Below are 20,481 nucleotides of genomic sequence, written 5' to 3' on the forward strand. Positions count from 1 at the left end.
GTGGAACTCGAGCTCCCGGAAACCGAGGACGGCTACATCTCGGCTGTTCTTTGTCGGAAACCCGGCGGCACGGTCTCATGGCAGGCGCGCCCTCCCGAGGGTGAAGGCGACGCTTGGGTCACGGTCGCCCTCGAGGAGGACACAGTGGTTGCCACGTCGTGGTCGTCATGGCGCGTCCGCTACGACGTGATCAGCGGCCTCGAGAGGGGCCGCGACTTCACCAAGTGAACGTCCGGAAATGCCGCTCGTCGGGCGTTCGTCCCGTGTCGCTTAGCGTGGATAAGCCGTGCTTTCAGTTTTTGGCCCAGCCTCTCCCGTGGGCCGCGAGGAGCTGGAGCGGGACTTCGGCGCGGCGCTCGTTCGCCATGCGGTGACACGATCGCCCCTGGGGCGCAGCGAGCGAGAGAACTGCTCGAGCGGGGCTGCTAAACGGGTTCAGAGGCCGGCGGGCTCGAGGCATGGGGGCAGGAGGGGTCTCGTGGAAGACCAGAACAACCCGAGCGGACCGGCGCTCGACATGACGACGTGTCCGGAGTGTGGCGCCGTGGCCGAGGTGACGGAGCGGGCCGTGCTCGACAGCACCGAAGGTCCCGTTGAGCACGTCCAGGTCGTGTGCGTTGCCCGTCAGTGGATCCTCCTGCCCGCCGCGTCGCTAGGCAGAGCCAGGCCGGCCGGCCGGGCCGGGTGCCGCCCGGATCTCCCACCCGAAGCGCCATGGCTGAGCGGCGACGGGCTGGCCCGCTCCTCGTCCGCCATGCCGCTGATCGCTCGTGCCTAGCGAGGACGTGCGAAGGGTGCAAACGCCTGCGAGGCCGCCCCGCGGCGAGGAGACTCAATCGAGACGGCGACTTCTCGACCTGTCCCGCTGAGTCGGTCGGGCACATGTTCCTTGGGCAGCTGCGTCCGACGTGCTCATGCCGGCCCCTTGCAACAGACAGCGCCCCAGAGCCACGTCCGTCGGCGCGGCTCATGACTCTTGACCTCGAATCGATCACCGCAGCGGCGACGCCACGCAGATCACGGCGCAGGGACCGGGGCCGCGCCAGCGGAAAGGACCACCTCATGACTGACATCCCGCAATCGGCGACAAACCCCAGCCGGCGTGGCTTTCTCGCACGCGCCGCGCTCGGGGCAGCAGCGCCAGCTGCAGCAGCCGTTCTCGGCCCGACACTGATCACGGCAAGCGCCGCGCCCGCAGACGCGGCCCCGGCTTCGGCCGGCGCCCTTCCGTCGTTCGCGCCCGTTCCGCCGAGTGCCCTCGGTCCGGCGCTGAACGCTGATGGCTACTTCGTCGGCCCGATCAAGGACAACCTGTACTGGGTGACGGACGGGTTTTACCAGTCGATGTTCCTTGCCACCGCGCACGGCGTGGTTGTCGTGGACGCGCCTCCTACCATCGGTCACAACCTGCTGCGCGCGATCAAGCAAGTCACCACCAAGACAGGTACACCGTCCACCGTGACCCACCTGGTGTACTCGCACTTCCATGCCGACCACATCGGGGCATCCTCGATCTTCGGCGACGACGTGCTCCGCGTCGGACATGAGCAGAACCGACGACTACTGCTCGAGGCCGGCGACCCGAACCGTCCGGCTCCGACGCTGACGTTCAAAGACCGGCACGTCCTCGAGGTCGGCACTGATCGGCTTGAACTGGCCTACCACGGGCCGAACCACACGCCGGACAACATCTTCATCTACGCGCCGAGGCAACGCACGCTCATGGTGGTCGACATCCTCTTCCCGGGCTGGGTGCCGTTCAAGAACCTGGCCGTGTCACAAGACATTCCAGGCTGGGTGCGCGCACACGACACCGCCATGGAATACCGCTGGACAACCCTCGTCGGCGGCCACCTCGGCCGCCTCGGAGTCCGCGCCGACGGCAACCTGCAGCGACAGTACATCCGGGATCTGGACGCAAGCACAAGGCAGACGTTGGCGTCCCTCGACCCCACACCGTTCTTCCAGAAGTACGGACCGTCGGGCAACGCCTGGGCGATCTTCAAGACCTATCTCGACGCGGCCGCGCAGCAATCAGCCGCCCCCATCGTCGACAAGTACCTCGGCAGGCTGGCAGGAGCAGACGTCTTCACCTTCGACAACGCCTACGCGATGTTCGAGTCACTGCGCGTCGACGCCGGCGCGCTGGGACCATTCGGGATCAGGCCCTAGAAACCGGCAGTAGTGCAGAGGCCCCTACGCCCGGGACAGGACATCCATACTCCCAAGCGGAGCAACGCCGGTCGGTCATGCACAGGACCATCGCCAGCATCGGAGAGCCCTTCGCCAAACGGCCGACTATGCCGCGTCGGACGACGTCCGACCATGCCGCGATCAGTGGTCGTTCCGAAGAGCGGGCATGCTCGTCGCCGCTGAGCAACTCGGTGCGGACCTGATGCGGCGCCCGTTGTGGTGCGCGTCGAGGATTCCTGCCGCCAATGCCGGCGTCAGGACTGCCGGACCTCGAGCTGCTTGCCGTCCTGCGCCCGGGTGACGGTGCGGTTACCCAACGGAGCCTGAAGCTGCAGGGCGTCGCCCGCAGTCACGCCGTCGCTCCCAACGTCGGCGCACCCTTCGTCCTTACCGATGGTGCGGGCCTTCACCTGGTTCACGACAACCCGCGTTGGCGATTCAGCGGCAGTGATGAGGAACTGCCCCACGCAGTAACCGGACTCATGCCCGGGAAAGACGACAATGACGGTTCGCGGGTCCGCGCCTCTCTCCGGCGCGACAACGTACGAAGGAGTGATCGGCGCGGAGTACTCCTCAATGGACTTCCGTTGCGCCACCCAACTCGCGACCGCCACCACCGCGACGAGCAGCACGGCACAGCCCGCGATCCACCACAGCCTGCGCCACATGCCAGACCCCCGGTCCCGAGCGAGCGTGCTGCTTCGATGCTAGAGGGCGGCTGGATGGGCCCTTCGGCTATTGCCGCCGTCTGCGAGGCGACACGGACTCGGGATCCGATTCGGTGAGGAGTTTCCATTACTGGCTCAAACGCCGTCTGCGCGGCACCACCCAGCCGGGTGAGCTCCGATCACTGCGCAGGCGCGCGCGTTTCATCCCTGTCCCCCGGGTGTCCCCCGAGCCCCGAAACCCCCACCCTTCAGCGGTGCCGAGGTAACGCATGCGCAGCACCAGGACGAGCACGACAACGGCCCGGCACCTGTTCGCAATGAGAAGGTCAGGGGTTCGAATCCCCTCAGCTCCACCAGATGGACCCCCGTCCCACCTGCGGAAACCTGCAGGAGGGGCGGGGTTGTCTTTTGTCATCCACCGGCCGACCGGTGCCGCCGCGACCGCCGGTCCGCCGTGAACAGCAGGCATCAAGTCCGGCGAGGCACTCAGAAGTCGCTGAGCGTGGAAGGGCTCGCTTCGGCGTCGCGTCGACGTCGGGGCCGTTGGCCGATCTCGGCGGGCACGAACGTGTGGTCGGGGTGCGGCTCGGTCGTCGTCTCGTAGAGCCACTCGAGGTCTCCTGCGACGAACGGGGGTACGTCTTGGGGGTTGCCTTGGTGCTCGACGGCCACGAAGACGAGTTCGGCAGTGGCGACCATGACGACGGGGCCGAGGTCGTTCCAGCGTTCGGCGGTGACGACGACCTGGACGCGCATGGACGTGCGGCCGACGGTGATCAGCTGCGCGCGGGCGGTCACCAGGTCGCCGATGTGAGCAGGTGCGAGGAAGTGCATGCCGTCGACGGCGACGGTGACCGCGGGCATGCCGGCGTGTCGACCTGCTGCGGCTGCGGCGGCTTCGTCGATGAGGCGCATCACCGCGCCGCCGTGCACGGACCCGTAGAGGTTGGTGTCCTGGTGGCCCATGACGTGCGAGAGCACGACGCGGCTTGCCCGCGCGTCCACGGCGTCAGGGCCACCGACCGAGGCGGGTCGGGCGGGCACGTCCGTGATGGGGCTGGGTGCGGCCATGGCTTGTCCTCTCCGCACAGCGCGGAGAACCGAGAATCGGCGCTCCGCCTGCTGACGCGACAGATCGGATGGATGATGCAGCCCGCGGCGGTGACCCGACTCGTCGCCACTGGCGACCCACGGTTGCGCGACAGTGCCGGACTTGGACCGGCTTCCCCGTCACACGGGCTGGTGTTCAGTTGGGGCCTAAGCCTAGCCCGGCACACACGTGCCCTCGGTGACACGGCCTGAAGGCGGACGAGCGACTTGCGACACGCCGCGCAACATGTGGGGTGAGCAGCGTCAACAATCACTAGGGATAGTGTTTGCTCTGCAGCTGGTTCGGCATCTCAGCCAGAGATGCCGTCGCAAGAGGGAACCCGGTGTGAATCCGGGACTGCCCCGCAGCGGTGAGTGGGAACGACCGTCGTCAACAGCACTGGGCCGATCAGGCCTGGGAAGCGGCGACCAGTAGGAGACGAACCGTCCGATGAATGTCGGGCGGTGTGCACGCCCACGAGTCCGAAGACCTGCCAGCGCACCGCGTGAGCCTCACGCGGTGGTCCGACAGCCCCGAGGGAGGGCTCGTGGGCATCGGCTGACCGCGTGTGGGACGACCCTTTCGACCTCGCACACGTGCACCTGACTCCACGCGTCTCCTCTGGTCTGGCGGCCCGTTCGCCCACGCTGCGAGGAGACAGCCGTGAACACCCCACTGCAGGACGCCATCGACCGGGCCGCACCTGCGCCCGGAACCCGCACCCAGACGGACGATCAGCACCGAGGCGGGTCAGCCCACGGGCTGGGACATGCGAAGCCGGCCCCTCCGTCACGTGTCTCGGTGACCAAGCGGGACGGGTCGCGTGAGCCGTTCGATGCCGATCGGATCAATCGCGCCGTCGAGCGCGCCACGGAAGGACTGGACAATGCCGTCGGGCTGACGGTCCAGATCGCCTCCGAGCTCGCCATCACCCTGTTCGACGGCATCACGACCGAACAGCTGGACCAGGCCGCCATCCAGGTCGCTGCCCAGAACGTCAAGGACGATCCCGCGTTCGACCGAGTCGCGGCGCGCTTGCTCCTCAAGACGATCTACAAGCGCGTCCTCGGTGGCTACGAGTCGCCGCGTGAGCTCACCCTGCTGCACCAGGCCCGCTTCCCGGGCTACGTCCGTGAGGCCGTCGAGGACGGTCTGCTGGACTCACGTCTGGCCAAGACCTTCGACCTCGAGCGCCTCGCCGACGCTCTCGACCCGGAGCATGACGAGCTGCTGACCTACATCGGCGTCACGACGATGCGCAACCGCTACCTGCTCACAGGCCCGGGCGGGTCCGACGTCGAGGTGCCGCAGTACTTCTGGATGCGGGTTGCGATGGGCCTCTCACTCAACGAGGAGGACCCAACGCAGGTGGCACTGCGCTTCTACCGCGCGATGGCGCGGTTGGAGTACCTGCCGGCCGGCTCGACGCTCGTGAACGCCGGCACCCCGCAGCCGCAGCTGTCCAACTGCTTCGTGATGCAGATGGAGGACGACATCGAGCACATCGCCAAGAGCGTGCGCGATGTCATGTGGATCACCAAGGGCACCGGCGGCATCGGGCTGTCGGTGACCAAGCTGCGCTCGGAGGGCTCCCCGATCCGCAGCAACAACACCACGTCCACGGGCCCGATCCCGTTCATGCACACCATCGACTCGACCCTTCGGGCGATCTCCCGGGGCGGCAAGAAGTTCGGGGCGCTGTGCTTCTACATGGAGAACTGGCATCTCGACTTCCCGCAGTTCCTCGACCTGCGCCAACAAGCTGGCGACCCGTACCGCCGCACCCGCACAGCCAACACCGCCGTCTGGATCTCGGACGAGTTCATGCGCCGGGTCGAGCGCGACGAGACGTGGTACCTGTTCGACCCGCTCGAGACCCCCGACCTGGTCGAGCTCACCGGGGCCGCGTTCAGCAGCCGGTACACCGAGTACATCGAGCTGGCCGAGCAAGGACGCCTGCGCGCATACCGGACCATCCGCGCCCGCGAGCAGTTCACCGCGATCCTGGTCGCGCTGCAGACGGCCTCCCACCCGTGGCTGACGTGGAAGGACACCATCAACCTGCGGGCGCTCAACGACAACACGGGAACGATCCACCTGTCGAACCTGTGCACCGAGATCACGCTGCCCCAGGACCGGGAGAACACCGCGGTCTGCAACCTGGCCTCGGTCAACCTCTCGCGCCACCTGACCATCGACCCCGCGGACGCCGCTGACCCTGGTGGGTCGCTGGGCCAGCTCCTCGACCTCGACGCCGCGGTTGACTGGGCCCGTCTGGAGGCGACGGTGCGAACCGCTGTGCGCCAGCTCGACAACCTCATCGACATCACGCTCTCGTCGGTGCCCGAGTCCGAGCACTCCAACGACGCCAACCGGGCCATCGGCCTGGGGGTCATGGGCTTCACCGACGTCGTCGAGCGGCTCGGCATCACCTACGGCGGTGAGGAGTCACTCGAGCTCATCGACCGGGTCACCGAGTTCATCAGCCACACCGCCATCGACGAGAGCGCCGACCTTGCTCGTACTCGGGGCGCCTACCCGAACTTCGCCGGCTCGGGCTGGTCGCGCGGGCAGGTCCCGCTCGACACCATCTCCGACCTGGAAGCAGACCGCGGCGTCGCCGTGGAGGTGGACCGGACTTCGCGCCTGGACTGGGAGAGCCTTCGGCAGAAGGTCGCCGGCGGCATGCGCAACGCGACCCTCATGGCCGTCGCGCCCACCGCGTCCATCGGGCTGGTGGCCGGCACCACGCCGGGACTGGACCCGCAGTTCTCCCAGCTGTTCAGTCGCACCACGAGCTCGGGCAAGTTCCTCGAGGTCAACCGCAACCTCGTCTCGGCGCTCAAGGGCCTCGGAGTGTGGGAGCAGGTGCGCGAGGAGCTGCTGCGCTCGCAGGGAGATGTCCAGGCCATCGACGCCATCTCGGCGGAGGTTCGCGAGGTCTACCGCACCTCGTTCCAGCTCTCGCCCTACGCGTTCCTCCACGTCGCGGCACGCGCGCAGAAGTGGGTCGACCAGGCCATCAGCCGCAACATGTACCTGGAGACCCGCGACCTGGCGCAGATGGCGCAGATCTACACGGCCGCGTGGCGCATGGGCGTCAAGACCACCTACTACCTGCACGTCAAGCCCCGTCACACCGCGGAGCAGTCCACCGTCCGGGTCAACAAGGCCGCTACCACTGGACGCTCCTCCGGCGGCTTCGGATTCGCCCGCCAAGCCCCGACGTCCCCGACGTCCCCGACGTCCCCGACGTCCCCGACCTCCCCGACGTCCCCGACGTCCCCGACGTCCCCGGCGACTGCGCCTTCCGCTGCCGCTGCCGCCGACGACCTGGACGACCTCGACGGATTGGTGTGCCCGACCGACCCACAGGAGCGGCTCCAGTGCGACGCCTGCCAGTGAACACCGAACCCACCTGCCCTGCCTCTCCCCACTTCGGAGACCAGCCATGACCACCACACGTCCCAACCCGTCCTCCACCGACGCGGCCGACGCTCGGCACGGCGGCGCGACCCCAGCGAACGACTCGCCCGCGATCCTCGGCGCCGGCATCACCGAGGGCCTGCTGCTCAAGCCGATCCGCTATCCCTGGGCCTACGAGCTGTACGAGCAGGCTGTCGCCAACACGTGGTTCCCCCACGAGGTACAGCTCGGAGAGGACCTGGCCGACTTCGCCCGGATGACCGAGGAGGAGAAGCACGCCGTCACCTTCCTGATGAGCTACTTCAACCCCAACGAGCTCCTCGTCAACAAGGCCCTGGCCTTCGGCGTCTACCCCTACGTCAACGCCCCCGAGGCCCACCTCTACCTCGCCAAGCAGATGTGGGAGGAGGCCAACCACTGCGTCGCCTTCGAGTACGTCCTGGAGACCTTCCCCATCGACCGCACCGCCGCCTACGCAGCGCATGTCGAGACTCCGTCCATGGCTGCCAAGGAAGCCTTCGAGGTGCGTTACCTGACCCGGATGACCGAACGCACCCTCGACATCACGACCCTCGAAGGCAAACGTGACTTCGTCCGCAACCTCGTCGCGTACAACGTCATCCTCGAAGGCATCTGGTTCTACAGCGGTTTCATGGTGGCGCTCAGCTTCCGGCAGCGGAACCTGCTGCGGAACTTCGGGTCGCTCATCGACTGGGTCGTCCGCGACGAGAGTCTGCACCTGAAGTTCGGTATCAACCTCGTCCTCACCGTCCTGGAGGAGAACGCCGAGCTGCAGACCGAGGACTTCGCCGAGGAGATCCGACGGATGATCCTCGACGCAGTGGAGCTCGAGGAGCGCTACAACCACGACCTGCTACCGCACGGAATCCTCGGCCTCAACGCCGACTACATCAACACGTACGTGCGCTTCCTCGCCGACCGCCGCCTCGAAGAGCTCGGCTTTCCCGCCCACTACGGCGTCAGCAACCCCGCCAAGTGGATGGCCGCCGCCAACGACACGCTCGAGCTCGTCAACTTCTTCGAAGCCACCAACACCAGCTACGAGGTGAACGCGCGCACCTCCTGATCTGACGCGGGTGCCTCAAACAGGTGTCGGCCCTCCCGTTGCCCGCGCAACCCGAACGTCAGGTGGCACGACGTCTCGCCGACCCAACGGCATACGGCCCCGGCTCGCGGGCCGGCAGCGGCGCTCAGTTGGCGGCGAAGACCTTGTCGAGCAACCACCCGGAGGCTTTGTACTGGCCGGGGCCGGCGAAGCCCCCCGACCCGTTGCCGGGATAGAGGTAGAACTGCCCCGACGGGGTCACGCCGACGAGGTCGGCCCTGCCGTCGTTGTTCAGGTCGCGGACGCCGATGACCTTGGCGAAGGTCTGCCAGCCGGCCCCGATCTGGATACGGCCGCTGCCCCAGCCCCCGATCCCGTTGCCCTTGTAGAGGTAGAGACCCCCGCCAGGAGTTCGGGCGATGACGTCCATGGTGCCGTCGCCGGAGAAGTGGCCCGCGGACAGGACGAGGTTGAAGGCGTTCCACCCAGTGCCGATCCTGACCCTGCCCCCGGACCAGCCGCCGACGCCGTTGCCCCGGTAGAGGTAGAGGTCACCCGAGGGCGTGCGCGCGAGCACGTCCGAGTTCCCGTCGCCCGAGAAGTCGCCGGCGCCGAGGATCTGGTCGTAGATGCTCCACCCCGCGCCGATCTGTCGACCCGGGTTCACGTGCCCCGCGCCGGTCCCCGTGTAGAGGAAGAGACGGCCATCCGGCATACGAGCCATGACGTCTGCGTAGCCGTCGCCGTTGAAGTCGCCCGGAGAGAAGACGCGGTCGAAGATGGTCCAGCCCAGGCCGATCGTCGCCCCAGGGTTGACATAGCCCGTCCCCGTGCCGGTGTAGAGCCGCAGGTCACCGCCACTCGTCGTCGCCAGGAGGTCCGGCAGCGCGTCGCCGGAGAAGCCGTGGATCGGAGCCAGGCCTGAGGTCCCGTCCATCGCCACGAAGCGGTAGCCGCGCGACCGGTACCAGTCGATGACGCGCTGCAGCGCCTGGACGGTGTTGCCACGGAACGACGAGACGGCTGACTCCGCCTCGTGCGAGGCCTTGCCGCCGTGCATGAGCACGACCGGGTGGCCGGCGCTGCTCGACGTCAGGCTCGTGGCGAGGCTCACGATCGAGTTCTGCGCCGAGGCGCTGTAGTAGCCCGGCTGGGTCCAGTCCCTCGTGTCGACGCTCCACAGGACGGTCTCCATGTTCTGAGACGCGGTCACCGCAGCGACGTTGTTCATGAAGCCGCCCGGCGGCCGGAAGAAGCAGCCGCGGTAGCCGACGGTCTGCTGCTGGAGGTTGGCCGTCGAGGTGATCGCACTCGTCAGGTAGGGCACCGACCAGTACCCGTTCGCGGCGCTCGGGTAGTAGTGGTACCACGTGTGGTTCGCGAGGACCTGGCCGTCGCGGGCGGCGCGCTGCATGATCGTCGGCATCTCCGACGCGTACTGGCCGGTGACGAAGAACGTCGCGCGGATGTTGTTGCGCCGCAGGATGTTCAGGATCGCCGGCATCCACTCCTTGCGGTCGTCGTCGAAGGTCAGCGCGACGGTCAGCCCGGTGCCCGGGGCGACCTGGGTCGTCCTGCCTGCGAGCGCGGGGTTGCAGCTCGCCGCCGCGGCGCCGACGGGACGGGCGCCCGCCCCCAGCGCGCCTAGTGCGACCACCGCGGCCAGTCCCATCGCCGTGTGGCGACCCCTCCGCCGTCGCGATCGTGTCGGTTCCATCGTCGTGCTCCTCGACACCGGCCCGGCCCGCGGCCGTGCCCACACCCTCAGTGTGCGCCGGTGAAGGCCCTCCGTGAGGGCACTTGGTCCCGAATCCGCTCCCGACTCGACGCACCCGGTCGGGGCGGGTAAGGGTGGGGCATGCCTCACGCACGGATCGGCGTCTCCGGCTGGCGCTACCCCTCGTGGCGCGGCGACTTCTACCCCAAGGGCCTCCCCCAGCGCCTCGAGCTGACGTATGCCGCCGAGCGGATGACCTCGATCGAGGTCAACGGGTCGTTCTACTCCCTCCAGCGCCCGAGCTCGTATGCCGCCTGGCGGGCCGCCGTGCCCGGCGACGTCGTGCTCGCCGTCAAGGGCGGACGCTTCATCACCCACATGAAGGCCCTGCACGACGTCGAGATCCCGCTGGCCAACTTCTTCGCGAGCGGCGTGCTGGCGCTCGGGGCACAGCTCGGGCCGGTGCTCTGGCAGCTCCCCGAGCGCGTCCGCTTCGACCGGGAGCGGGTTCGGGACTTCCTCGAGCTGCTGCCCACGTCGACGGGCGAGGCCTCGCGGCTCGCCGAGAAGCACGACGACAAGCTCAAGGAGGACCGCATCCTCACGACCTGCGAGGTCGACGTTCGGATGCGGCACGCCCTCGAGCCGCGGCACGACAGCTTCGACACCGACGAGGCGCGGGCGCTCTGTGCCGAGCACGGCGTGGCTATGGTCATCGCGGACAGCGCGGGCACGTGGCCCGTCATGGACGACGCGACGAGCGACTTCCGGTACGTGAGACTGCACGGCGAGACCGAGCTCTACGCGAGCGGTTACACGGACGCGTCCCTCGACCGGTGGGCGCAGACGTGCCGCTACTGGATGGAAGACGGGCACGACGTGCACGTCTACTTCGACAACGACGCCAGGGGACACGCGCCCTACGACGCGGTGCGGCTCGTCCGGCGGCTAGGGCTGACCACCAACGCGTGAGGACGAGCGCATCCCGCCGGTGGCGCAAGCGCGGCCGGACCACCCGGCATACGGTGTCGGGACGAGACTCGGACGACGGGAGCCGGCCATGACCCAGCAGCAACCGGAGCGACGCGGGATGAACCGTGACGAGCTGCGCGCGGCGCAGGACCCCCTCAAGGCGCGCTACCGGGAGGACCCGGACGCTGCGCTGAACGCGGTCTCGGCGACCGCCGTCTTCGGCGAACCGGTCACCGTCGAGGTTCCCACCGCGGCGGGCGTGGTGCGGGCCGGACTGCACCCGGCGGCGGGCGGCGACGGCTCGGACGCCTGCTCGGGCGACATGCTGATGGAGGCCCTCGTGGCGTGCGCCGGGGTCACGCTGCACGCCGTGTCTGTCGCGTTCGGCGTCGACCTGCGCGACGTGTCGCTGCGGGCAGACGCGACGTTCGACGCGCGCGGCACCCTCGGCGTCGACCGGAGCGCGCCCGTCGGCGTGCTGGGCATCCGCGTCGTCGCCGAGGTCTCGACGGACGCCGACGACGCGACCCTGGCCCGGCTCGCCACCGCGACCGAGCGCTACTGCGTCGTGGGGCAGTCACTGCGGCAGCCGCCGACGATCGAGGTCCGGCGCCGGGCGCCTCGGGACCGATAGGTTCGTCCCGTGAGTCGTAGCGTCTACGTCGCCTCGCCGGAGGGGCTGACGGGCAAGTCCGCCGTGGCCCTCGGCCTGCTCGACGCCCTGCTGCGCGAGGTCGGTTCGGTGGGCGTCTTCCGTCCGCTGACGACGCTGGGCGGCACCGGTCCCGACGACGAGGTCGACCACATCGTCGAGATGCTCGTCAGCCAGCCCGGTGTCGAGCAGACCTACGACGATGCCCTCGGGGTGACCTACGCCCAGGCCCACGACGACCCCGACGAGGCGTTGCACCGCATCGTCGAGCGGTTCGGCGCCCTCAGCGCAAGGTTCGAGGTCGTGCTCGTGCTCGGCTCGGACTACACCGACGTCTCGACGGGCACCGAGCTGTCCTTCAACGCGCGCGTCGCCGCCAACCTCGGGTCGGCCGTCGTCCTCGTCGTGCACGGCCGCGACCGGACGCCCGACCAGATCCGGGTCCCCGCGGACGGTGCCATCGCCGAGCTGCGCGCCAACCACGCCCAGACCGTCGCCGTCGTCGCCAACCGGGTCGACCCCGCCGACCTCGACGAGGTGCGCGAGGTCCTGGCCGCGCTCCCGTTCCCCGTGACGGCCGCGATGCCCGAGAACCCGCTGCTCTCGGCGCCGAGCTTCCGCGCCCTCGCCGACGCCATCGGGGCGCAGCTCGTCCTGGGCAGCGAGTCGTGGATGGACCGCGACAGCCTGGGCCTCATCGTGGCGGCGATGAGCCTGCCCAACGTCCTCGCGCGGCTCGGCCCCGACGTCACCGTCATCGCGCCGAGCGACCGGACCGACCTCATCCCCGGCCTCATGCTCGCCCACCAGTCCGGCACCTTCCCGACCCTCGCCGGCATCATCCTCACCGGCGGCTACCCCATCCCCGAGACCATCGCGCGCCTGTCGGCCGGCGTGCAGCAGGACCTGCCGATCGCACTCACCGACGACGGCACCTTCCGCACGGCCGAGCGCCTCATGCAGGTGCGCGGCCCGATGACGAAGACCTCGCGCAACAAGATCGAGACGGCGCGCCGGCTCTTCTCCGAGAGCGTCGACCAGTCGGCGCTCCTTCGGGCCATCGACGTGTCGGCCTCCGAGGTGCGCACGCCCTTGATGTTCGAGTTCCAGCTCATGGAGCGGGCCCGCTCGGACCGCAAGCACATCGTGCTCCCCGAGAGCCAGGACGACCGGATCCTCGAGGCCACCGACATCCTGCTGCGCCGCGGGGTCGCCGACCTGACCCTGCTCGGCGACGAGACCAAGGTGCGGGCGCGCGGCTCGGCCCTCGGTCTCGACCTCGACGCCGCGGCCGTCGTCTCCCCCACCGACCCGACGCTCGTGGAGCGCTTCGCGCAGGAGTATGCCGTGGCGCGGGCGCACAAGGGCATGACGGTCGAGCGCGCCCGCGAGGTCGTCACCGACATCTCCTACTTCGGCACGATGATGGTCCACCTCGGCCTCGCGGACGGGATGGTGTCGGGTGCGGTCAACACGACGGCGCACACGATCCGGCCGGCCCTCGAGTTCGTCAAGACGGCCCCTGGCGTCCAGACGGTGTCGAGCGTCTTCCTCATGTGCCTGGCCGACCGGGTCCTCGTCTACGGCGACTGCGCCGTCATCCCCGACCCCACCGCCGAGCAGCTCGCCGACATCGCCATCTCGTCGGCGCAGACCGCCCAGCAGTTCGGCATCGAGCCGCGGGTCGCGATGCTCTCCTACTCCACCGGGTCCAGCGGGTCCGGCGCCGAGGTCGAGAAGGTCCGGGCCGCGACGGAGCTCGTGGCCCAGCGGGCGCCGGACCTGGCGCTCGCCGGGCCGATCCAGTACGACGCGGCCATCGACCCGGTCGTCGGTCGCGCCAAGATGCCCGACTCCGACGTCGCTGGTCATGCCACGGTCTTCGTCTTCCCCGACCTCAACACCGGCAACAACACCTACAAGGCGGTGCAGCGCAGCGCGCACGCCGTCGCGGTGGGCCCGGTGCTCCAGGGCCTGCGCAAGCCGGTCAACGACCTGTCGCGCGGCGCCCTCGTCGACGACATCGTCAACACCGTCGCGATCACCGCCGTCCAGGCGCAGGGCACGACGAAGCAGCAGGGAGAGCGCCGGTGAGCGGTTTCACGAACGATCGGCCCGTCCTCGTCCTCAACGCCGGGTCGTCGTCGCTCAAGTACCAGCTGCTCCTTCCCGAGACGGGCGAGGTGCAGGCCCGGGGACTCGTCGAACGGATCGGCGAGTCGGGGAGCGACGTCGCCGACCACGCGGCCGCCCTCCGGTCCATGGCCGAGCGGCTGCGACACGACGGCATCGTCCTCGACGAGGTGCCGCTCCGCGCCGTCGGCCACCGGGTCGTCCACGGCGGTCCCGACTTCTCGGAGCCGGTCGTCATCGATGACGCCGTCCTCGACCGCATCCGTGAGCTGAGCGCCCTTGCGCCGCTTCACAACCCGGCCGCCGTCACCGGGATCGAGGCCGCCCGGGGGCGCTTCGACGTGCCCCACGTCGCGGTCTTCGACACGGCATACTTCTCGTCCCTACCGACCGAGGCGTCGACGTATGCCTTGCCCCGCGACCTCGCCGCGAAGCACTCGATCCGCCGCTACGGCTTCCACGGCACGTCGCACCAGTACGTCGCGCAGGCCACGGCCGACCTGCTGGACCGTCCGCTCGCTGACCTCCGCCAGGTGATCCTCCACCTCGGCAACGGGTGTTCCGCCTCCGCGGTGCGGCACGGGCTGGCCGTCGAGACCTCGATGGGCCTGACACCCCTGCAGGGCCTCGTCATGGGCACCCGCTCGGGTGACGTCGACCCCGGGCTGCACGCATACCTCGCCCGGGAGGCGGGGCTGTCGCTCGACGAGATCGACATGGTGCTCAACAAGAGGTCCGGTCTGCTGGGGCTCAGCGGGGTCAACGACTTCCGCCATCTCGAACAACGGCTGGCAGGGGGCGAGGCCGACGCCCGCCTCGCGTTCGACGTCGCCGTCCACCGGATCAAGCACTACGTCGGCGCCTACCTCGCGATCCTCGGCGGCGTCGACGTGCTCGTCTTCACGGCCGGCGTCGGGGAGAACAGCATCTCCCTGCGGGCCGCCGTCACGGAGGGGCTCGAGGAGCTCGGGATCACGGTCGACCGGGCGCGGAACGCGGCCCGGTCCCAGCAGGCCCGCGTCATCTCACCCGACGGGGCCGCGGTCGTCGTCGCCGTGGTGCCGACGAACGAGGAGCTCGCCATCGCCCGGCAGACGGCCGACCTCGTCGGCTGACGACCCCACACCAGCAATCGAAAGAGCAATCCGTCCGCCCTCCGCGCCTGACTGACCCCGCGCCCACGCGGACGGATTGCTCTTTCGATCGGGTTGGGGTGCGGGTTTCCGCCAGGGGCGCGCCCGCTAGACCGAGGGCGTCGTCCTCGCCTCGAGGTACTGCCGCAGGGAGATCGGCCGACGACCGGTCAGGCGCTCGACGTCGCCGCTGACGCCGTCGAGCTCACCCGCCGCCACCGCGGAGTAGGTCGAGACCCACGCGTCCACCTGCCAGTCCGGCGCACCGTAGGCCGCGCGGGACGCATACGCCTCCTCGAGCGTCTCGTCGTGGAAGCGCACCTCGCGGCCGGTGACCTCGGTGATCGTCGCGGCCATCTCGGCGAAGGTCAGCGCCTCCGGGCCGGTCAGGTCATAGGCCGCGCCCGCGTGCGACGCCGGGTCGAGCAGCACCGCGACGGCGACCCGGGCGATGTCGTCGTGCGAGACGACCGCGGCCCGACCGTCGGCCGCCGGACCGCGGATGGCCCCGTCGTCCCCGACCATGTGGTCCATGAACTCGAGGTAGAGGTTGTCGCGCAGGAACGTCCACGCCATGCCCGACCCGCGGAGGTGCTCCTCGGTGGCGGCGTGGTCGCGGGCGAGCGTGAACGTCGCATCGGGAGCGGCGCCGAAGAAGGACACGTAGACGACGTGACCCACGCCGGCGGCCGCCGCCGCGTCGACGAAGGCGCGGTGCTCGTCCAGACGGTCGGCGTTCTCGGCGGCCGAGACCATGAAGAGGGTCGCGACGCCCTCCAGCGCAGCGCGGGCGGCATCGGCGTCCCGGTAGCTGCACCGGGCCGCGACCGAACCCGGCAGCTCAGGAGCCCTCGCCACGTCGCGCACGAGCAGCCGTTGCGCGACCCCGCGGTCGGCGAGATCCCGCGCGACGAGGCCGCCGAGCCACCCGGTCGATCCCGTGACCGCGAGGGTCGGACGCCCGCTACCGGCTGCGCTCATCCCCCGAGCGTACGCAGTGGGATGCCCGATCGTGACCCGGTCGACCCGTTGGGACGCGGCCACGCACGGTGGGTGATCCACGCAGCGCGGGCCACGCGGCATACGGTGAGGTCGTGACCGACAAACTCGCCGACTCCACCGGCACGCCCCGCGACGCGACCGAGCCCGTCCCCCACGACTCCAGCACCACCGCCGAGCTGCCCGGCGTCGAGGCTGCCGCCGTGCCGCCGGGCATCCGGGTCGCGAGCGACTGGGCGTGGCGCCTGTTGCTCATCGGCGCCGCGATCTACGTGCTGTCGCTCGCGGTGCGCTCGGTCTCGGAGATCGTCGTTCCCGTCGCGATCGCCATCCTGCTGACGGCGCTGCTCCGGCCCGTTGCCACGTCGCTGCACCGAGTGATGAAGCCAGGCGCCGCCGCGGGCCTCACCCTGCTCGGCACGATCCTCATCATCGGCACCCTCTTCACGCTCGTCGGCACGCAGTTCAGCAGCGGCTTGTCCGACCTGACCGGCCAGGTCGCCACCGGCCTCGAGCGCATCCGGGACTGGGTGCGCTCGTCGTTCCACATCACCGACGCCCAGTTCGACCAGTACTTCAACACGATCCGCGACAAGGTCAGCCAGTCGGGCAACCTCAGCGACACCGCGACCTCGGTGGGCCTCACCGCGACGCACTTCGTGGCGGGCCTGTTCATCGCGCTCTTCTCCCTCTTCTTCTTCCTCTATGAGGGTCCGCGCATCTGGAGCTGGGTCGTCCGGCTCTTCCCGCGCGCCACGCGCCCCCGGGTCGACTCCTCGGGGGTCATCGCCTGGCAGCAGCTGTCGGCGTTCGTGCGCGCCACCATGATCGTGGCGTTCGTCGACGCCGTCGGCATCTCGGTCGGCGCTGCGATCCTCAAGGTGCCGTTCGCCTTCGCCATCGGCATCCTCGTCTTCATCCTCGCCTTCATCCCCATCGTGGGTGCCCTGCTCTCGGGCGCGGTAGCGGTGCTGCTCGCGCTCGTCGCGCACGGCCCTGTTACCGCGTTGATCATGCTCGCCGTCGTCATCGGCGTGCAGCAGCTCGAGGCGCACGTGCTGCAGCCGTTCCTGCTCGGCAAGGCGGTCAGTGTCCACCCGCTCGCCGTCATCCTCGCCATCGCGACGGGCTCGATCATCGCCGGCATCGTCGGCGCACTCGTGGCGGTCCCCTTTGCTGCCGTCCTCAACGCGGTCGGCAAGCACCTCTTCAGCGACGAGTCGCAGGAGGAGCTGGACCGTGAGCTGAAGGCGTCAGCCGACGAGGGAAGCGCTCCAGCCCACGCCTGACCGAGGCCGTATGCCGTCCGGCGGGCCAAGTGGGCAACGAACCCGCCGGACGACCTCCACAACTCCGCCGGGGCGGAGCTACTGCACCGGGAACCGGCCGCAGCACCGCCACAACTCCGCCGGGGCGGAGACATCGCGCCCGGAACCGGCCGGAGCACCTCCACAACTCCGCCGGGGCGGAGACATCGCGCCCGGAACCGGCCGCAGCACCTCCACAACTCCGCCGGGGCGGAGACATTGCGCCCGGAACCGGCCGCAGCACCTCCACAACTCCGCCGGGGCGGAGCTAGGTGAGGTGCTGCGTCTGGTGCGGTGCGCTGCTGGGCGGGTTTCTACTGGGAGACAGCGCGGCGGGCGAAGAGGGCTCGGTCGTCGAGCTCCTCTGCCTCCTCAGCGAACTCAGGGGTGTCGAAGACGTCAGCCGGGATGCCGGTCTCGGTGTAGCGCGGCTCGGCCTTGGCCTTGAGCGAGTAGGTCGGGCGCGGCACCGGGACCGGGCTCCAGCTGCCTTCCGCCACCGGAGCGGCCTCGACCACGGCAACCGGCTGCTCGCCGGGAACCGGCGCCTGGACGTCGAACACGCCACGCTCCACACGCTGCGCGACGGCAGCCGGGGACTGGTTGGACGACGCCACGGCCTGAGCCTCGGCCGGGACCGCGGCGCTCCGGATGACCTGGGTGTCCTGGCTCGAGAGCGTCGGCACCCGGTAGGGCTCGTAGGACTCGTCCATGTCGGCGCCGGCGCGAACCCGGTCGGCCTGGGCCTCGGCCCGGAGCCACACGAGTACCGCCCCCACGGTCAGCACGGCGAACGGGATCGAGATCCACATGAGGACACCGGTGACGGTCAGCACGATGGAGACGGGCAGCCACGCGACGGCGACGAGGAGCAGAGCCGCACGGATCCGGCGCTGCGCCACGGACGGCCGCGCCGGGGCTCGACCCGCGGCACCCGCGGGACGCCCGGGGCGGGACCCGATCCCGCGGCTCGTCTGGCGCGCTGACTCGGGCATGCGGTCCACCTCGGCGGCGTAGGGGGCGATGTCGTGGTCGGTGTAGCGGTCGCCGTGTCCGCCCGAGGGAAGCGAGGCCGTGACGACCCGCTCCCCGCGTCGGGCAACGAGCGGCGAGGGCCGGCGCCCGCTGCCCGCGGGCACGGCGCGCTTGACGTCGACGGTGGGGCGGCCGACGCCGGCGGGCTTGACGGCATACGAGTGGGGGCGGGGCGTGCTGAGCTCGGTGGCCGGCAGCACGGGTCGCTTCTCGAGAACCCGCATGGCCTCGGTGAAGCCGTCGACGGAACGCGTGGCGGCTGCATCCTCGCGGCGGCGGGCCCAGTGCTGGACGAGATAGGCCGCCCAGATCGCCACGATGACGACGAAGATGAGGCTGCTGACGGGCACGTGCCCAACGGTAGGACGCAGTTCGGTAACGGCCTCGGACATTCGTGGCGTGTCGCCCGAGAGGCTGGTGTTACTGCTGTGACAGGCGTGTCATGAGGGTCGATCCGGACAGATCCTCGGTCGTCACCGCGAAGCTCCGGTGGTCCCGCCAGGCACCGTCGATGTGCAGGAAGCACCTTCGGACTCCCTCGTCGCGCAGGCCGAGCCGCTCGACGACCCGCAGCGACGGCACGTTGTCGAGCCGGATGTTGACCTCGACGCGATGCAGGCCGCCCGGACCGAGAGCATGGTCGACGGCGAGAGCGAGGGCGCGCGTCGCGATGCCCTGCCCGGTCACGGACTCGTCGAGCCAGTAGCCGGCCGCCCCCGACTGCTGGGCGGCCCGCACGATGCCGAACAGGTGCACCTGGCCGACGATGCGGCCGCCGACCTCGATGCACCACGGCATCGCCCGGTCGGCGCGGGCCTCGGAGTCGAGGTCGCGGACGAACTGCCGGAAGGACACCGGCGTGCGAGCGGGCGAGCCCGGCGGGAGCGTCGGCTCCCACGGCCGGACGTAATCGGCGTTGTCGCGTCGCACGCGCTGCCAGTCCCGCTCGTCGTCGACGCGCAGAGGGCGCAGCACGAGCGCCGGTTCGAAGGAGGCGTCACGCAGGACGACGGGCCACTGGGCCCGGCCGTCGCGGTGCGGACGCCACGGCATCCTCATCGGCGTGCGCCGAAGGATGCTCGCGCAGCATCCGTCGGCACGTGCCGCAGCCGTCCCCGTACCCTCACGTCAGTGGTCACTGCCGGGGATCTGGTCGAGGGCGTGTCCCAGGACCGGCTCCAGCACGTCGAGCGCGTCCGAGACGCCGCCGCGTGACCCCGGGAGGTTCGCGACGAAGGTGCGACCGGCCAGTCCGACGAGCCCCCGGGAGAGCATGGCCGTCGGGACGCCCTTGGCCACCCCGGCGGCCCGGATCGCCTCGGCCACGCCCGGCACCAGACGGTCGAGGAGCGGGATCGTCTGCTCGGGTGTCGCGTCGGTCGGGGTGAGGCCGGTCCCCCCGGTCGTCAGCACGAGATCGGGCTCGCTGGCGAGGACCTCGCGCAGGGCCATCCCGAAGTCGTCGCCGTCGGCCACGACGACGGGCGAGCCCACCGTGAAGCCCCAGAGTCGCAGCCATCGCACGATGACCGGTCCGGACGTGTCCTCGTAGACGCCGGCCGCAGCGCGCGTCGAGACCGTGACGACGACGGCGCGTCGGCCCGCGCCCAGGCCGTCACTCATGCCAGTCCCCCGAACGGCCGCCGGACTTCGCCGTCACCCGCACGTCGGTGATGCGGCCGTGCTTGTCGACGGCCTTGACCATGTCGATGAGAGCGAGCGCGGCGACGGACACCGCCGTCAGGGCCTCCATCTCGATGCCGGTGCGGTCCGCGGTGCGCACCGTCGCCGTGATGTCGGCGCCGTCGTCGGCCACGGTGACGTCGACCTCGACGCCGTGGACCGCGATCGGATGGGCGAGCGGGATGAGCTCGGGCGTGCGCTTGACCGCCTGGATGCCGGCGATGCGGGCCACCGCGAGGGCGTCACCCTTGGGGACCCGCCCCGACCGCAGGGCCGACACGGCGTCGGCGCTGAGCAGCACCCGTCCGGCGGCACTGGCCTCGCGTGCCGTCACGGCCTTGGCCGACACGTCGACCATATGGGCGCTGCCATCGGCACGGACGTGGGTGAGACCGGGGGCCAGGCCG

General features: G+C 70.0%; 17 protein-coding genes and 1 riboswitch. Of the genes, 9 read left to right on the forward strand and 8 right to left on the reverse strand.

Annotated elements, in window-relative coordinates; translation table 11 throughout:
- Both AB4030_RS13435 and AB4030_RS13440 read left to right on the forward strand, forming a co-directional pair.
- A partial coding sequence (locus AB4030_RS13435) for a hypothetical protein (protein ID WP_442279707.1) occupies positions 1-228 on the forward strand: 228 nt, incomplete at its 5' end.
- An 834-nt stretch (positions 229-1,062) separates the two neighbouring features.
- Positions 1,063-2,172: an MBL fold metallo-hydrolase gene (locus AB4030_RS13440; RefSeq protein WP_442279708.1), complete on the forward strand. Its 1,110-nt coding sequence runs from the start codon at positions 1,063-1,065 to the stop codon at positions 2,170-2,172.
- Between the two features lie 275 nt (positions 2,173-2,447).
- Here AB4030_RS13440 and AB4030_RS13445 read toward each other — a convergent pair whose 3' ends face one another.
- Together AB4030_RS13445 and AB4030_RS13450 are read right to left on the reverse strand one after the other, a co-directional pair.
- Positions 2,448-2,825: a hypothetical protein gene (locus AB4030_RS13445; RefSeq protein ID WP_442279709.1), complete on the reverse strand. Its 378-nt coding sequence runs from the start codon at positions 2,823-2,825 to the stop codon at positions 2,448-2,450.
- A gap of 522 nt (positions 2,826-3,347) precedes the next feature.
- Positions 3,348-3,932, reverse strand: a complete 585-nt coding sequence (locus AB4030_RS13450) for an acyl-CoA thioesterase (RefSeq protein WP_442279710.1) — start codon at positions 3,930-3,932, stop codon at positions 3,348-3,350.
- A 299-nt stretch (positions 3,933-4,231) separates the two neighbouring features.
- Positions 4,232-4,463, forward strand: a riboswitch (cobalamin riboswitch).
- A 289-nt stretch (positions 4,464-4,752) separates the two neighbouring features.
- On the opposite strand from AB4030_RS13450, the gene AB4030_RS13455 reads away from it, so the two are divergent.
- On the forward strand, positions 4,753-7,356 hold the full coding sequence (locus AB4030_RS13455) for a ribonucleoside-diphosphate reductase subunit alpha (RefSeq protein ID WP_442279711.1): 2,604 nt from the start codon (positions 4,753-4,755) through the stop codon (positions 7,354-7,356).
- 46 nt (positions 7,357-7,402) lie between these two features.
- Positions 7,403-8,464, forward strand: a complete 1,062-nt coding sequence (locus AB4030_RS13460; protein WP_442279712.1) for a ribonucleotide-diphosphate reductase subunit beta — start codon at positions 7,403-7,405, stop codon at positions 8,462-8,464.
- Positions 8,465-8,588: 124 nt separating this feature from the next.
- Here the strand turns inward: AB4030_RS13460 and AB4030_RS13465 are convergent, their stop codons facing one another.
- Entirely contained in the window at positions 8,589-10,160 is a 1,572-nt protein-coding gene (locus AB4030_RS13465; protein ID WP_442279713.1) for an FG-GAP-like repeat-containing protein, read from the reverse strand.
- 141 nt (positions 10,161-10,301) lie between these two features.
- On the opposite strand from AB4030_RS13465, the gene AB4030_RS13470 reads away from it, so the two are divergent.
- The 4 genes from AB4030_RS13470 (at position 10,302) to AB4030_RS13485 (ending at position 15,032) form a co-directional block, all read left to right on the forward strand.
- Complete coding sequence (locus tag AB4030_RS13470; protein WP_442279714.1) at positions 10,302-11,132, forward strand: DUF72 domain-containing protein; 831 nt, start codon at positions 10,302-10,304, stop codon at positions 11,130-11,132.
- Between the two features lie 88 nt (positions 11,133-11,220).
- Entirely contained in the window at positions 11,221-11,766 is a 546-nt protein-coding gene (locus tag AB4030_RS13475; RefSeq protein WP_442279715.1) for an OsmC family protein, read from the forward strand.
- A gap of 9 nt (positions 11,767-11,775) precedes the next feature.
- On the forward strand, positions 11,776-13,878 hold the full coding sequence (gene pta, locus AB4030_RS13480) for a phosphate acetyltransferase (RefSeq protein ID WP_442279716.1): 2,103 nt from the start codon (positions 11,776-11,778) through the stop codon (positions 13,876-13,878).
- A complete protein-coding gene (locus tag AB4030_RS13485) occupies positions 13,875-15,032 on the forward strand; it encodes an acetate/propionate family kinase (protein WP_442279717.1) in 1,158 nt (385 codons plus the stop codon). Before pta ends, AB4030_RS13485 begins: the two co-directional genes overlap by 4 nt.
- 126 nt (positions 15,033-15,158) lie before the next feature.
- Here AB4030_RS13485 and AB4030_RS13490 read toward each other — a convergent pair whose 3' ends face one another.
- On the reverse strand, positions 15,159-16,031 hold the full coding sequence (locus AB4030_RS13490; protein ID WP_442279718.1) for an SDR family oxidoreductase: 873 nt from the start codon (positions 16,029-16,031) through the stop codon (positions 15,159-15,161).
- 113 nt (positions 16,032-16,144) lie between these two features.
- Between AB4030_RS13490 and AB4030_RS13495 the strand changes: the two genes are divergently transcribed.
- Entirely contained in the window at positions 16,145-17,338 is a 1,194-nt protein-coding gene (locus AB4030_RS13495; protein ID WP_442279719.1) for an AI-2E family transporter, read from the forward strand.
- Positions 17,339-17,670: 332 nt separating this feature from the next.
- Here AB4030_RS13495 and AB4030_RS13500 read toward each other — a convergent pair whose 3' ends face one another.
- The 4 genes from AB4030_RS13500 to moaC form a co-directional block, all read right to left on the reverse strand.
- On the reverse strand, positions 17,671-18,741 hold the full coding sequence (locus tag AB4030_RS13500) for a hypothetical protein (protein ID WP_442279720.1): 1,071 nt from the start codon (positions 18,739-18,741) through the stop codon (positions 17,671-17,673).
- 70 nt (positions 18,742-18,811) lie between these two features.
- Positions 18,812-19,444, reverse strand: coding sequence for a GNAT family N-acetyltransferase (locus AB4030_RS13505; RefSeq protein WP_442279721.1), 633 nt, complete (start codon positions 19,442-19,444; stop codon positions 18,812-18,814).
- 75 nt (positions 19,445-19,519) lie between these two features.
- On the reverse strand, positions 19,520-20,014 hold the full coding sequence (locus AB4030_RS13510; RefSeq protein ID WP_442279722.1) for a MogA/MoaB family molybdenum cofactor biosynthesis protein: 495 nt from the start codon (positions 20,012-20,014) through the stop codon (positions 19,520-19,522).
- Positions 20,007-20,477, reverse strand: coding sequence for a cyclic pyranopterin monophosphate synthase MoaC (gene moaC / locus AB4030_RS13515; RefSeq protein WP_442279818.1), 471 nt, complete (start codon positions 20,475-20,477; stop codon positions 20,007-20,009). The genes AB4030_RS13510 and moaC overlap by 8 nt, the downstream gene beginning before the upstream one ends.
- Positions 20,478-20,481 lie beyond the last annotated feature (4 nt).

The sequence above is a fragment of the Terrabacter sp. 2YAF2 genome, assembly GCF_052114705.1.
Lineage (GTDB): Bacteria > Actinomycetota > Actinomycetes > Actinomycetales > Dermatophilaceae > Terrabacter.

What these genes read in the sequence shown, in the direction of transcription:
- AB4030_RS13450 (WP_442279710.1), bottom strand. Translation starts at nt 3,932, where the DNA reads ATGGCCGCACCCAGCCCCATCACGGACGTGCCCGCCCGACCCGCCTCG.
- AB4030_RS13460 (WP_442279712.1), top strand. Translation starts at nt 7,403, where the DNA reads ATGACCACCACACGTCCCAACCCGTCCTCCACCGACGCGGCCGACGCT.
- AB4030_RS13440 (WP_442279708.1), top strand. Translation starts at nt 1,063, where the DNA reads ATGACTGACATCCCGCAATCGGCGACAAACCCCAGCCGGCGTGGCTTT.
- AB4030_RS13510 (WP_442279722.1), bottom strand. Translation starts at nt 20,014, where the DNA reads ATGAGTGACGGCCTGGGCGCGGGCCGACGCGCCGTCGTCGTCACGGTC.
- AB4030_RS13475 (WP_442279715.1), top strand. Translation starts at nt 11,221, where the DNA reads ATGACCCAGCAGCAACCGGAGCGACGCGGGATGAACCGTGACGAGCTG.
- AB4030_RS13505 (WP_442279721.1), bottom strand. Translation starts at nt 19,444, where the DNA reads ATGCCGTGGCGTCCGCACCGCGACGGCCGGGCCCAGTGGCCCGTCGTC.
- AB4030_RS13465 (WP_442279713.1), bottom strand. Translation starts at nt 10,160, where the DNA reads ATGGAACCGACACGATCGCGACGGCGGAGGGGTCGCCACACGGCGATG.
- AB4030_RS13470 (WP_442279714.1), top strand. Translation starts at nt 10,302, where the DNA reads ATGCCTCACGCACGGATCGGCGTCTCCGGCTGGCGCTACCCCTCGTGG.
- AB4030_RS13490 (WP_442279718.1), bottom strand. Translation starts at nt 16,031, where the DNA reads ATGAGCGCAGCCGGTAGCGGGCGTCCGACCCTCGCGGTCACGGGATCG.